Origin of the sequence: Sorangium sp. KYC3313, assembly GCF_052075895.1 — a bacterium.
GTDB lineage: Bacteria > Myxococcota_A > Polyangia > Polyangiales > Polyangiaceae > Sorangium > Sorangium cellulosum_B.
The window spans coordinates 2,370,210-2,383,509 of record NZ_CP197255.1 but is presented as its reverse complement, the minus strand read 5'-3'; the positions used below and the strand labels follow the sequence as shown (position 1 = coordinate 2,383,509).

9 protein-coding genes and 2 pseudogenes are annotated in these 13,300 nt (G+C 69.0%); 9 read left to right on the top strand and 2 right to left on the bottom strand.

The genetic code is table 11. The features are described from left to right. Positions 1 to 292 precede the first annotated feature (292 nt). From ACSRUE_RS09360 to ACSRUE_RS09320, 9 genes and pseudogenes are all read left to right on the top strand, one after another. On the top strand, positions 293 to 1,390 hold the full coding sequence (locus ACSRUE_RS09360; RefSeq protein ID WP_441290687.1) for a non-reducing end alpha-L-arabinofuranosidase family hydrolase: 1,098 nt from the start codon (positions 293 to 295) through the stop codon (positions 1,388 to 1,390). A gap of 23 nt (positions 1,391 to 1,413) precedes the next feature. Beyond that, positions 1,414 to 1,596 (top strand): annotated as a pseudogene (locus ACSRUE_RS09355) (enolase C-terminal domain-like protein); the annotation flags it as partial. Positions 1,597 to 1,698: 102 nt separating this feature from the next. Then, positions 1,699 to 2,136: pseudogene (locus ACSRUE_RS09350) on the top strand (fumarylacetoacetate hydrolase family protein); the annotation flags it as partial. Next, positions 2,137 to 2,646, top strand: coding sequence for an LUD domain-containing protein (locus tag ACSRUE_RS09345; RefSeq protein ID WP_437763747.1), 510 nt, complete (start codon positions 2,137 to 2,139; stop codon positions 2,644 to 2,646). 244 nt (positions 2,647 to 2,890) lie between these two features. After that, positions 2,891 to 4,210 (top strand): non-reducing end alpha-L-arabinofuranosidase family hydrolase, encoded by a 1,320-nt coding sequence (locus tag ACSRUE_RS09340; protein ID WP_441290686.1) that lies wholly within the window; start codon positions 2,891 to 2,893, stop codon positions 4,208 to 4,210. Between the two features lie 274 nt (positions 4,211 to 4,484). Next, positions 4,485 to 7,181: a protein kinase domain-containing protein gene (locus ACSRUE_RS09335; RefSeq protein WP_441290685.1), complete on the top strand. Its 2,697-nt coding sequence runs from the start codon at positions 4,485 to 4,487 to the stop codon at positions 7,179 to 7,181. Between the two features lie 714 nt (positions 7,182 to 7,895). Next, a complete protein-coding gene (locus tag ACSRUE_RS09330; RefSeq protein ID WP_441290684.1) occupies positions 7,896 to 8,438 on the top strand; it encodes a hypothetical protein in 543 nt (180 codons plus the stop codon). Beyond that, positions 8,435 to 9,157 carry a hypothetical protein gene (locus ACSRUE_RS09325; protein ID WP_437552189.1) on the top strand — a complete coding sequence of 241 codons (723 nt, stop codon included), beginning with the start codon at positions 8,435 to 8,437 and terminating at the stop codon, positions 9,155 to 9,157. Before ACSRUE_RS09330 ends, ACSRUE_RS09325 begins: the two co-directional genes overlap by 4 nt. Beyond that, positions 9,154 to 10,269, top strand: coding sequence for a hypothetical protein (locus ACSRUE_RS09320; protein WP_437552190.1), 1,116 nt, complete (start codon positions 9,154 to 9,156; stop codon positions 10,267 to 10,269). The genes ACSRUE_RS09325 and ACSRUE_RS09320 overlap by 4 nt, the downstream gene beginning before the upstream one ends. Positions 10,270 to 10,280: 11 nt before the next feature. Here ACSRUE_RS09320 and ACSRUE_RS09315 read toward each other — a convergent pair whose 3' ends face one another. Next, entirely contained in the window at positions 10,281 to 11,810 is a 1,530-nt protein-coding gene (locus tag ACSRUE_RS09315; RefSeq protein WP_437552191.1) for a hypothetical protein, read from the bottom strand. Positions 11,811 to 11,847: 37 nt separating this feature from the next. Beyond that, positions 11,848 to 13,290, bottom strand: coding sequence for a hypothetical protein (locus tag ACSRUE_RS09310; RefSeq protein WP_441290683.1), 1,443 nt, complete (start codon positions 13,288 to 13,290; stop codon positions 11,848 to 11,850). Positions 13,291 to 13,300 lie beyond the last annotated feature (10 nt).

Sequence of the window (13,300 nt, the reverse complement as noted above, 5' to 3'; positions counted from 1 at the left end):
CGGGTATCCTTCTGCTTTGCCCTGGGTAGGACGTCATGCGCCCCGGCTTCTCGTCCTCATGCGCGTTCACCCTGGCGGTCGGGCTCTGAGGAGCTCGCTGGCCCGATTGGGCATCCCTCTGGAGACTAGCATGATCACTCACCTCGATTTGCCCTCCCACGCTCTGGCTCCGTGCCGTTCCCTCCTTCGTCTCTCTGCTCTCGGCTGTGTGCTCGCGGCGCTCGCCGGCTGCAGCAGCGGCACGACCGACGACCAGCCCTCCTCTGATGGGACGGGTGGCTCGGAGAATCCGGTGACGGGCGCCAGCAGCGCCAGCAGTACGACGGGCACCGGCGGGAGCACCGGTACGTCGAGCTCCGTCGGGAGCGGGGGAAGCGGTACGACGGGTACCGGCGGGAGCACGTCGGCCTCGGGGAGCGGCGGCGATCCAGGGAACGGTGGTGGAGGCGCAGGCGGCTCCCCGCCGACCTGCGACTTGCCCACCACGTTCAAGTGGAAGTCGGGGCCTCCGGTGATCAGCCCCAAGCCGCCTGCCGGCCGCAGCTGGGCATCCGTCAAGGACCCGACGATCGTGTTCTTCGAAAACAAGTACCACGTGTTTGCCACCGTGTTCGACACCACGTCGGGCAACGGCGGATGGCAGTCCATGTACTCGAACTTCACGGACATCCCTCAGGCGAACGCCGCTGAGCAGCACTACATGGCGAGCTGGCCCACCGGCAGCACGGTCGCGCCCCAGGTCTTCTTTTTCCAGCCGCACAACAAGTGGTACCTCATCTACCAGTGGAACGGCCGGTACTCGACCAACGATGACATCAACAACATGAACGGCTGGAGTCGGCCCCAAGGGCTGCTCCGAGGCGAGCCGAACGGCGCGCTGGACTTCTGGAACATCTGCGACGACAAAAACTGCTACCTCTTCTTCTCGCGGGACGACGGAAAGCTCTACCGCTCCAAGGTCAGCATCGACAAGTTCCCGAATTACGACGGTTACGAAACCGTCATGTCGGCCCCCAGCGCGAGTCTCCTGTTCGAAGCCTGCAACGTCTACAAGGTGGATGGGTCGAACAAGTACCTGCTCATGGTGGAGGCGTACGACAACAGCCCTCGCTTCTTCAGGTCGTGGACGTCCGAGAGCCTCGACGGCCCCTGGGCTCCCCTGGCGGACACCAAGCAGAACCCTTTCGCCGGCCCTGCCAACGTGACCTACGAAGGCCAGGACTGGAGCGACGACATCAGCCACGGCGAGCTGATCCGCTCCGGGCACGACGAGAAGATGACCATCGACCCGTGCGACCTGCGGTTCCTCTACCAGGGCAGAGATCCGAAAGTCGGGGGTGATTACGGCAAGTTGCCCTACAGGCTCGGGATGTTGACGCTCCAGAAGTAGCTCCGCTCCCCTCCAGTTGTGGTTTTACGACCTCCGTGGGCTGGCTCGGCTATCCGGACGAGAAGATCCGGCGCGCGTGCCGCGAAGGTATCGAGCAGGGGTTTTCGCGCTTCAAGCTCAAGGTCGGCCTGGATCTCGGGGACGACCTGCGGCGTACGGCGCTCGTGCGCGACATGATCGGGCCGGAGCACACGCTGATGATCGACGGCGCGGCGGGCGCTACCTCGCCCCCACGGCGCCAGGCACATCGATCACCATGAAGGCCGACTCGCTCGCGGCGCACACGTTCCCCGGCGGGCAGGTCTGGCAGGACCGCTGCGCTCGAGCACGTGCTCGGTTACACGTGCGCGAACGACGTGTCGGCTCGCGACTGGCAGCTCCGGCGCGGCGGCGGGCAGTGGTGTCGCGGCAAGACGTTCGACACGTTCGCCCCGCTCGGCCCCCGCCTCGTCACCGCGGACGAGGTCGGAGATCCAGGAGCGCTCCGCATCGCCCCCCTCCTGAACGGCGAGCGCGTGCAAGACTGGACGACCGGCGACATGATCTTCGGCGTGCCCGAGCTCATCGAGTTCTTGAGCGGCAGCACGACGCTGCTGCCGGGCACCGTGATCCTCACGGGGACGCCGCATGGCGTCGGCATGGCCCGAACACCGCCGCGCTGGCTGCGCCCGGGAGATCGGGTCGAGATCGAGATCGAGAAGATCGGCGTGCTCGAAAACCACGTCGTCTCCGAAGGGGAAGCGTGAATGACGGCGGCCCCGCCGCGCGGGGCGCCGGGCAGCTCGCGGCCCGCTCCTGGGAGCTCCTCGATTTCCTCAGCCAGCCGACCGTCTGGCGCGCGGCGCTCGCGCCCGGAGGTCGGGTCCAGATCCTGCCGCAATGGCTCGCCCCCGGCGACGTCGACCCGGTCGCTCGGCGCGTTCGAGCTGGATTCCACGCTCGCGCGCGCTCGAATCGACGCCGATGACTTCGGCATCACGCGCGCCGCCGGCGCGATCGCCGAGACGGGCACCGTCATCCTCGACGACGCGACCACCTCGACGCGCCTCAGCGCGCTCGCCCCCTGGATCCACGTGGCGATCGTTCGCCGCGCCGACATCCACCGTTCGCTCTGCGCCGAAATCTCCGCGCTCGGCGGCGCCCCCTACGTGGTCAGGTGTACGGGGCCATCCAAGACGGCCGACGTGGAGGGCATCCTGATTCAGGGCGTGCACGGACCGGGCGAGCCAATCGCCCTGATCGTCGGTGCCTGGTAGAGCGACGCCGGGAGCGCGTTCTGAGGAGTTTCCGGCGATCGGCATCGTGGCCGGCGAGTCCCGCGCGCCGGTTTTCAATTGACGCCGTAGATGTGAGCGCTCACAATTTGGCTCGGAGATTCCTCCGCTTTGCCCTGGGTAGGCCGCCATGCGGCACCGGGCCCTTCGTCCTCGTGCGCGTCAACCTTGACAGTCGGGCTCTGAGGAGCTCGCCGCCCGCTCGGGCATCCCTCTGGAGACCAGCATGATCACTCCCTTCGATTTGCACCGTCAGACCCTGACTCCTTCCCGTTCCATCCTTCGTCTCTCTGCCCTCGGCTGCGTGCTCGCCGCGCTCGCCGGTTGCGCCAGCGACACGGGGGACGACCAGCCGTCCAGTGGTGGTACGGGTGGCTCGGAGAACCCGACGACGAGCGCCAGCAGCACGACAGGCGCGGGCGCGGGCGCGAGCACGAGCGCAAGCGGCACGGGTGGATCTGGCCCCGGCACGAGCACGAGCACGAGCAGCGGAAGCGACCCGGGCACGGGCGGCGACCCGACGTCCGGGGCCGGGGGGAGCGGCGGCGATCCGGGGGACGGCGGCGGCGGCGCGGGCGCGGGGACGGGCGCGGGCGGCTCGCCCGTGACCTGCGACCTGCCCACCACGTTCAAGTGGAAGTCGGGGCCTCCGGTGATCAACCCCAAGTCGGCTGCCGGTCGCACCTTCGTCTCCATCAAGGACCCGACGATCGTGTTCCACGACGGCAAGTACCACGTATTTGCCACCGTGTACGACACGGCGGGCAACGGGGGGTGGAGCTCCGTGTATTTGAACTTCACCGACTTCGCTCAGGCGGCCTCCGCTCAGCAGCAGCACATGGCGAACTGGCCCACCGGCGGCACGGTTGCGCCCCAGGTCTTCTTTTTCCGGCCGCACAACAAGTGGTACCTCATCTTCCAGTGGAACGGCCGGTACTCGACCAACGACGACATCAACAACGTCAACGGCTGGAGCCGGCCCCAGTCGCTGCTCAAGGGCGAGCCAGGCCAGATGGGGAACACCCTTGGCGCGCTGGACTTCTGGAACATCTGCGACGACAAGAACTGCCATCTGTTCTTCTCGCGGGACGACGGGAAGCTCTACCGCTCCAAGGTCAGCATCGATAAGTTCCCGGCTTTCGACGGGTACGAAACCGTCATGTCGGCGCCCAGCTCGGGGCTCCTGTTCGAGGCCAGCAACGTCTACAAGGTGGATGGCACGAACAAGTACCTGCTCATGGTCGAGGCGTTCGACAACAGCCCTCGCTTCTTCAGGTCGTGGACCTCCGAGAGCCTCGACGGCCCCTGGGCTCCCCTGGCGGACACCAAGCAGAAGCCCTTCGCCGGCCCTGCCAACGTGACGTTCGAAGGCGGAAAGTGGAGCGACGACATCAGCCATGGTGAGATGGTCCGCTCCGGGAGCGACGAGCGAATGACCATCAACGCGTGCAACATGCAGTTCCTCTACCAGGGCAGGGATCCGAACGCCGGAGGGGCTTACGAGAGATTGCCGTACAAGCTGGGTCTGATCACGCTCGAGAAGTGACGCCGCGCCCCTCCTCGATCTCTCGGGAGGGACGTCCAGGCAGAAGCGCCGATCTCCCGATCGGCGCCTCCCCGGCGAGCCCGGGCCGACATCGGCCAGGGTCGTGATCGGGGCAAACCATCGATGCGTCCGGGGCGCCGCGCGCGCAGGATCCGCGGCCTGAATCCAGGGGATCGCTGGACGAACGGCATTCTCCGTCTATCCTTGAGCGGTGCGCTCGGGGGAGCTCTTGGGGGGGCGCTTCCGCGTCGAAGCGCTCGCGGAGAGCGGAGGCATGGGCGCGGTCTACCGCGCCTGGGACGTCACCACCGGAAGGCGGGTCGCCGCCAAGGTGCTGCACGATCCGTCGCCGCACCACCTCGCGCGCTTCGCGCGGGAGGCCGAGCTCCTTGCCCGCCTCGCGCACCCCGGGATCGTCCGGTACGTCGCCTACAGCGCCGCGCGCGAGAGCACGCCCTTCCTGGTCATGGAATGGCTGGAGGGAGAGGACCTCTCCCGGCTCCTCTCGCGCCGGCGGCTCTCGGTCGCCGAGACGGTGGAGCTCGGGGCGCGCGTCGCCGCGGCCCTGGGCGCCGCCCACGCGCTGGGGATCGTCCACCGCGACCTCAAGCCGGCCAACATCTTCCTCGTCGGCGGACGGATCGAGGAGCCCAGGCTCCTCGATTTCGGGGTCGCCCGCCTCCCGGACATGGCGCCGATCACCGGCGCCGGGATGCTGGTCGGCACGCCCGACTACATGGCCCCGGAGCAGGCGCGCAGCGGCGATGAGGTCGGCGCGCCCGCCGACATCTTCTCGCTCGGCTGCGTGCTCTTCCAGTGCGCCACCGGCGCGCCGCCGTTTCAGGCCGATCACCTGGTCGCCCTCCTCGCCAGGATCATCTTCGACGATCCGCCGCACCTGTCGGACCGCTGCCCCGGCGCGCCCCCGTGGCTCGACGCGCTGGTCTCGCAGATGCTCGAGAAGGATCCGGCGCGGCGCCCGCGCGACGGGGCCGCGGCCCACGCCGCGCTCGCGGCGCAGGAGGTCCACGGCGGGTCGAGCTCGGGGCCGACGAGCTCCGCCCTCACCAGCAGCGAGCGCCGCTTCCACGGCGTCGCGGTGATCGGCCGCGCGCCGGCGTCCGCGCTGGACGCCACCCTCTCGCGCTGCGAGGCGGACGCGGACGCCGGCGCGCTCCGGGAGGCCGCCGCTCGCTTCGAGGGGCGCCTGGAGCTGCTCGCCGACGGGACGGCGGTGCTCATCGTCGGCCGCCCGCACGTGCCCACCGACGTCGCCGCGCAGCTCGCGCGCTGCGCGCTGGCGCTGCGGGAGCGCGTCCCCGATCGCCCGATCGCGATCACGGTCGGCTGGGGCGAGCTCGGGCGCGGCCTGCCGGTCGGCGACGCGATCCAGCGCGCGGCGGGGCTGCTCCGGAGCGCGGGCCGCGCGGGCGCGCCGCAGATCCTCCTCGACAAGACCACCGCCGGGCTGATCGAGGCCCGCTTCGAGGCCGCGATCACCGCGTCCGGCGCCGTCGAGCTGCGCGGCGAGCGCAGCGCCGCCGAGCCGTGGCGCCCGCTCCTCGGCAGGCCCACGCCCTGCGTCGGCCGCGATCACGAGCTCCGCGTGCTGGAGCAGACCTTCGCGGCCTGCGCCGGCGAGCCCGCCGCCCGGGCGGTGCTCGTCATCGGCGCCGCGGGCATGGGCAAGTCCCGCCTGCTCCAGGAGCACCTCGCGGCCCTCCGGCGCGCCGGCGCGCCCGCGGAGATCTGGGCGGGGCTCGGGGATCCGCTGCGCGCGGGCTCCATCGGCGGCCTGCTCGCCGAGGTGATCCGGGGCGCGGCGGGGATCCAGGGCGGCGAGCCCATCGAGGAGCGGCGCGCGCTCCTCCGGGCCCGCGTCGCCCGCCGCGCGCCCGAGGCGGAGCGGCGCCGGATCGAGGAGTTCCTCGGAGAGCTCGCCGGCGTCCCCTTCCGCGACGAGGACAGCCTCCCGCTCCGCGCCGCCCGGCAGGATCCCGAGCTGCTCGGCGAGCAGATGCAGCGCGCGCTGCGCGATTTTCTGCGCGCCGAGTGCGCGGCCCAGCCGGTGGTGCTCGCGCTGGAGGACGTGCACTGGGCCGATCGCGCCTCGGTCGCGGCCATCGACGCGGCGCTGCGCGAGCTCGCGGACCAGCCGCTCGTCGTGCTCGCCACGGCGCGCCCCGAGATCAAGCAAGCCTACCCCGATCTCTGGGGCGAGCGCGGGCGGCAGGAGCTCTGGCTCAGGCAGCTCTCGCCGAAGGCGTGCGCGCAGCTCACGCGGGAGGCGCTGGGCGGCGCGGCCGACGGGGCGCTCGTCGATCGTCTGGTCACCCAGTCCGAGGGGCAGCCCTTCTTCCTCGAGGAGCTGATCCGCGCGACGGCGGAAGGCCGGGGCGAAGCGCTGCCCGACACCGTGGTGGCGATGGTGCAGGTCCGGCTCGAGGCGCTCCCGCCCCCTGCGCGCCGGATCCTGCGCGCCGCCAGCGTGCTCGGCGAGGTGTTCTGCAAGGGGGAAACAATTTCTACACGCAAAAACAATGCTGAGTGGTTTCGAGCAGTTATCGGTTGTGCCCGGCATCGGCGGCGGCTAGCGGGCGGACGCCGTGGAGGCTGCACCCGGGCCATCGGAGCGCGCCCGTGCGGTCTTGGGGATCGCGGATCATCGGGGGCGCGGTTCGGAGCGCGCTGCGCCTGGGCAGGAGCTACGGCGGCGCCGAGCCGAACGCCGAGAGCTTCCGTCGTGCACCGCTGCGACGCCCGAAGGCAGGGCTCCCGAGTCGAGTGCGTCGTGCCCGGTCGTCGCCCGTTGCGATCGCAGGGGTGCAAGCCGCTCGTGGTCGTCGCACGGCAAGATCGTGTGCCACGCGGCGCGGCCCGCCCTTACCGCGCGGGTACCGTCGATCGAAGACGCGAGGCTGGTCAGCGGCGTGATCGAGCGCTTGATCCGTTTGCTCTCCCGCTCCCCTAGCCGGAGTACCGCGCGCGGTGATCGAGGTGATGGCGCTCCTGGGCGATCTGCAACGCATGCGCGAGGTGATCGGCTTAGGCGCGGCTAAGCAGCTCGACGACCCCGAGAGGCCGCCGGGGCAACAGCGGCGACGACGTCGAGCAGCGGAGCGGCCTGCGGGATCGTCCGGGCTGCGGGCCCGCGGAGCCCTATCGGGCCATCCGTAGCCGGTCTCATGGCTGCCCGCCGATGGGGCCACGACGTGTGACGGTCGCGCCGACGCGAACGCGCGAGCGACGTCGTGCAGCTCCAGGCGCGTGAGCGCTAGCGCGTCGCCGGCGCCGACCGCGCAGGCCACCGTCAGGCGCCGAACTCGCGGGCGGCGTGGCCGCGCGAGCGATGTCATCCCGCGCCACGCGCGTGGCCGTCACAGCGCCGGTCACCGCTGCCTGCGCGCGGCGCCGCGCTGGGTCGGGCTTGCAGCCGACACGCGCAGCCCGGGGCGCGTGGCCGGTAGCGCGCTCTCGCGGCGGCGTGGACAGGCAGCGGGCGCCCGCGGGTCGACACGCGCTGGAGCCGCGCAGGTCGCTGCGCGCCGGCGCACGCTCTGGACGGTACGACCCACGTCCGTGGCGGTGTCCTCGTCTAGATTCCGTTTGACGCCGATCCCGTGATCAGAAGAATGGCCCACGTCGCCACGTTGCTCGTGTGTTTCGGACGACGGAGAGAGAGACGATGAGGACGACAGACCGGCAGATCTCAGCGTCAGCAGTGTTCGCTCTCCTGCTCAGCGTCGTCGTTCCGACACAGGCAGACGCATCCGAGCTGAGTGCCGGAATCAGCTTCGGGGGGATCCAGGCCGGCACCGTGACGCGCCTGGCGGTGAGTCCGCACGCGGGAATATCGTGGCGCATCAACGGCGACATCACTTTCAATATTCACGATCTACTCAGTATTATTCCCCCAGTCCAGATAGGTGGGTCCGGTGTCTACAATAGCACCATTGCCGCTCTCGGATACAGCTGGAAGAATGGCGATTTTAGCGCTGGCCCATCCGTTGCGTTCTACTTCATGCCGGCTTGCGGAAGCACATTGTGTGGGCACGTCGCCGGGATGGCTGTAGGCGCGCATGCGCAGACCAACGCGTACGTTGCAGGCCCCCTCGGCGTGTCGGTGAGCGCCAATGTGGATTGGGTCGGCGGGAGCAGCCTCGTGCTCCCAGGTTACGTGTCCGTGATTGTCGTCGTCGGCCCCGTGCTTCGATGGAGTATAAAATGAACGCAAGAATAATTCTGTTGCCGATTCTGGCTGTCGCCATCTACACGCTGGCGGCCTGCAACTTGACGGTAGGAGACTGCTATCCCATCGAGGAGTGGGTGAAGGGCGAAGGTGCAGGTGGACCAGTCGGGCCGTCCGTTCCTGTCTATACCTCCGTCGCGTCGGGGGACTTCGGGGCGGAGCCGCCGAGCGGACCGGAGTACGGCAGCGAGCGCAAGCTCCAGTGCAACAAAACGGACGACGAAGACGAAGACGAAGACGAAGACGAAAGCCCGAGCGACAGCTCGGAGAGGCCGACAGCTAGCCCGACGAGCCCGCCAGATCCCTGCCAGCAGAGCGGCACTCCGACCATGGGGTGCGCAAGTAAACGGTTCGGCCCGTCTGATTTCAAGTTTGTCACGATCGTCGCCTACGACGGGACCGTAGCAGGTGGTTGGCAGGAGGCAAAGTCAGGATTGATCATCTACCTAGAAGATGGCGTAGCAGCGTGTTTTCTTCGCATTGGGATGCCGATAAGAAATCACCTTTGGGGGGCTATATCGGCTGACAATGCGGCAATGTACAGCGCTGAAGTGACAAATATGGTCGCAGGTGAGATGGAGAGGACGGGTCGCTTTGCGCTGCCACCTGGCATATTCTGCTCAGAGTTTTTCACGAACGTAAAGAATATGTTCGCGGAACAATACAAGAAACTTGGTGTGGTGGTCAACAAGTCATGAAGCACACGGTCGGTCAACTACTGGAAGTAGTCTACCGGTATTTCCCCCGTGGGATCGGCGGTCCCGACCCGAACCAATTTTGGCAGGACGACTCCCAGCGCGAACAGACTGAAGAACACGCTCGGCTCGTCGCTGCGCGGATCCAAGCATCGAAGGACGAACGCTGGCATGCCATGCGACGTCGCATATCAGAGCGATTCCCTGACGTGCTACTCATGGACCGATCACTTCACCTGCCCGCCGGAGCCTGTGACGCGTGTTATTCGTTCACGGTCGATCTGCCGAACGCACCCGACCGTCGAACGCTTTGGTTTCACGTAAGTTTTCTGGCTCCGTACTATGTCGTATACAGCTATCGCATGATCGATCTCGTCAGGCCGCCTGCCGGCTTCGTGGTTCCGTATGGTATCAATTTCTCCATTCCACGAAGTGCTCTGGGGCCAGAACTCGTACTGAACCCATATGATGAGAGGCTACATAGCGCGACCGTCACCCGGCATGAGCTCACCTTCGATTTGGCGCCAGACGAGCGGCCTTGCGCGACGTGGATCGCCCATGACATCGAGTCGACCTTCGGTTGCGAGCCCATGCCACCGGAGGTCGGTGCCACCCTCGTGCCCGGCGTGGTGGTTGGCATGCGCGGTGCGACGTTGTACGATTGTCTTTTTACCATAGATAGTCAGTGGGTGGAACCGTCGCCGCCAGAGCGAGGAGCGGTCGTGACGCTCGACCCGAGTAGCTTGACAGAACGGTTCATTACGGTGCTTACCGTGCTCCACGCGCACTACCAGATAGGACTACTGCTCGATTTGCCCAGAATGATTCAGCAGATGCCGGAGCCATATCGACAGTCGTTTGGGCTCTATTGGTCGGCGTCTACAGACGGCTTCCTGCACAAGGACAAGATGCTGGAGGAGCTTGCTCGCATGCGTCCGCACGACGAATCGCCGAAGACTCTCCGCGCCATGGCGGCCAAGCGCGAGCTCGAAGCGCTGGTCGCTTCGTGGGACGGTGAAGGCGAGCCGCCGGCCGCCATGGTCGCTTGGGCCTCCAGCTTCCTGGCGAGCTGGCCCGTGGACTCGGTCGCCGATCTCCGCGCCGATCTCCCATGACGTGACTTCGGCTATTCAGGAAACCGCAGCGTCTTGTGGGCCTTGCCGCTCTCTCCCACCGTCGTGCTGCCATCGTGGTTCCAGCTGGTGCCGCCCTTGCCCGGCTGTCCGGTCTCGATGGTGACGCCATCGAGCGTGAGCTGGTCCTCGTCGAGGTAGGCGACGCCGATCGAGTCGCCGCCGCGCCCCGGGCCGCCGTAGCCGCCGGGCCCTCCTTGGCCGCCCCGGCCGCCGAAACAGGCGGCGAGTTCATCCCCGAGCGTTCCGCCCGGTGCGCCTCGGCCGCCTATGCCGCCGCGCTGGGGTTCCCCGCCGTCGCCGCCATTGCCGCCAAAGTCCGCCGTGATCTTGGTGTCGCGCACGGTCACCCGGGCGTGAAGCGCGATGACGCCGATGGACGGCGGTGCGTTCGCTCCCCCGCGGCCTCCTCGGCCTCCGCAGCCACCGGCCCCTCCCGAGCCGCCTGCTGGGCCTCCCTGGGAGGCCACACCGCACACGGCGAGCCCGCCCCAGCGACCGCCGCCGCCGCCGCCGCCCTGGCCCGGCGTGCCCCAGGTCCCCTCGGCCCCCGTGTCGCCCTCCCATCCTGTCTCGGTGAGGCGCCCGCTGCCCTTGCCGGGCGCGCCCTGCGTCCCCGGAGCCCCCGGGCCCCCCTCGGATCCGCTGCTGCAACTGACGTTGTCCCGCTCCCCGATACCACCGCGTGCGGGCGGCAAAAGGTCCGCGGGCTCCCCGTCGCCTCCATCCTCGGCGCTGTCGGGCAGCCCATCGCCTCCCTTGCCACCGATGCTCGTGAGCCCGCTCTCGCACCGGTTCACGGCCGCAGGGCCGCCGGCGACGACAGCCGCCGAGCAAGCGTCCCCACCGAACATGCCATCCGGTCCGGTGGGTTGCGAGGTCTGCCACTTCTCGCCTGCCTCCCCTCTCAGTCCACCGCGGGCGGAGATCTCGCTGCGAAGGATCTCCACCGCGGTGCTCGACTGAACGAGCACTCCGACCTGGCCCGCCGACCTGACGTAGAGATCGGCGAGCGTCGACACCCCGTCCGCGGCCCCCGTGTCCTCGGGGCCCGCGGGCTCGACGATCACCATGGGGCCGAAGACCCGATCGTGCGTAAACGTGGTCTGCGGGCGTAGAGGGTCGCGATCCCATCTCCTGCAGTGGAAGCCCCCGAGGAGATCCACGCCGGAGGGCACCCGGATCTCCTCCACGACGAATCCGTCGTTGCAGAGGAACACGCGCCCTCGTCCAGCGCGCGCGAGCTCGACGGCGCGCGCGACGGTGTACACCGGCTTCGCCTTCGTGCCGGGGTTCCTGTCGTCGCCGAAACCGTAGTTTCCGGCGAGGAACACGCCGCAGCCGTCGTCGAGGATATCGGCGGCGACGTGCTCGACGCAGACCGACTCGGGAGGCGGCTCGTTCTCGCACGAGGTGCCTTCACACGGCGTCACGCCAGGGTCGTTCACGCCGGGAGCAGTTCCGCAGCCAGTAGCCCACGGCGACAACAGAAGGACGAAGGTAGCAGCGGTGGTCTTCCTCATGGGCCTCTCCTGACGTGCGCCGCCAGCACAGGGCGGTTCATTGAGGCGGCTCCGGGTCTGGCGCATCGAACCGGTACCAGAACTGCGCAGTCCCATCGTTCCCCTTGCCGAGCGGGCGTTCCGGGGTTGAATTGCCGCCGATCCCCCCGGTGCCGGCTTGTCCGGGCGAGACCGTCGCCTTGTACCCAAGGGTCACGGTGGCGCTCACGGAGCCGATGCCGAGCGAGTGGCCACCGAGACCGCCGCCGGCATCGCCCCCGCGGCCGCCGTTGCCGCCACCACCGCCGGCGCAGCCTCGCGACCAGTCGGGCCCAAGACTGTGCCCACCGTGGCCGCCGTCGGGGCCTAATCCTCCCCACTGGCCCGTTCCGCCGACCCCACCATTGCCGCCCTTGGCTCCGAGGACCTTGCTGTCCTCGACCGTGAGGTCGCTTCCCTGCAAGGCCACAATCCCGATGCTCGCACCGCCGTAATCGCCCCCTTTGCCCCCCTTGCCACCGCAGCCGCCGCTGCCCCCCGATCCGCCGGCCGCACCGCCCTGGGGCCGACCCGCCGGACACGCGTTCATGGGGTCGCGCCCTTTGCCACCGCCACCCCCGCCGCCACCCTGACCGACGCCGCCCGGCTTGCCGTTCTCCCCGCGGGGGCCGACCCATCCCTCGACGCCCAGGAGGCCAGCGCTTGCCGCTCCGGCAGCGCGGTCCGCGTCGGCGCCGTCTCCTCCGCGGCCCCCATCCGCGCACGGCATGCTGGACGCGCCGGTGCCAGCCGAGCCGCGATTGTCCGGAGTCCCGACCGGCTCCGGCAGTCCTGACGTCCCATGGTCACCCGTCTCGAGGCCTCCATCGCCCCCCTGGCCACCCGTCGACTCGATCCCATCGCCGCACACGGTCACGACCGGAAGGGCGCCCGGCGCCATGTTCGCCGTACACGCATCCACGCCGTCGTTCCCCACCACGCCGGCATTCGCACGGAAGCTCGGCGCGTCCTCGCCCGGCTCTCCGTCCTTGCCGTCGCCTGCGAGGATCACGCTCGACTGCACGATCGCCCTGGCCCCATGCTCCAGGATCATCGCGATCGACGACTTGCCATCCCTCGCGGAGGCGTCGGCCGCCTCGACGCGCACGCCGAAGATCACCGACGTCGCATCCTCTTCCGCGCTGACCGCATCGTCGTCCCCCCCGAGGACCCGCACCGGGATCCCCACGGGCGGCGCGATGACGGTCAACACGTTCTGCTCGTCGAGCGGCCCTCCATAGGACCAGTCGCCGCCGGCACACAGACGGCCGCCCCAGATATCGACACCCTGGGGGAGCGAGATGGCCTCCTCGAACAACCCGCCGCACGCGTACACGCGCCGGGTCGGCGCCTGGCCGTTGCGTCGAACGTGCGCGGCGAGGCCGATCGCGCGTTGCAACGTCCTCACCGGCGCGTCCTTCGTGCCGGGGCTGTTGTCGTTGCCCTCCTCGCTGACGAACACCCCGCACTTG

What these genes read in the sequence shown, in the direction of transcription:
- ACSRUE_RS09330 (WP_441290684.1), top strand. Translation starts at nt 7,896, where the DNA reads ATGAGGACGACAGACCGGCAGATCTCAGCGTCAGCAGTGTTCGCTCTC.
- ACSRUE_RS09335 (WP_441290685.1), top strand. Translation starts at nt 4,485, where the DNA reads ATGGGCGCGGTCTACCGCGCCTGGGACGTCACCACCGGAAGGCGGGTC.
- ACSRUE_RS09320 (WP_437552190.1), top strand. Translation starts at nt 9,154, where the DNA reads ATGAAGCACACGGTCGGTCAACTACTGGAAGTAGTCTACCGGTATTTC.
- ACSRUE_RS09325 (WP_437552189.1), top strand. Translation starts at nt 8,435, where the DNA reads ATGAACGCAAGAATAATTCTGTTGCCGATTCTGGCTGTCGCCATCTAC.
- ACSRUE_RS09345 (WP_437763747.1), top strand. Translation starts at nt 2,137, where the DNA reads ATGACGGCGGCCCCGCCGCGCGGGGCGCCGGGCAGCTCGCGGCCCGCT.
- ACSRUE_RS09340 (WP_441290686.1), top strand. Translation starts at nt 2,891, where the DNA reads ATGATCACTCCCTTCGATTTGCACCGTCAGACCCTGACTCCTTCCCGT.
- ACSRUE_RS09315 (WP_437552191.1), bottom strand. Translation starts at nt 11,810, where the DNA reads ATGAGGAAGACCACCGCTGCTACCTTCGTCCTTCTGTTGTCGCCGTGG.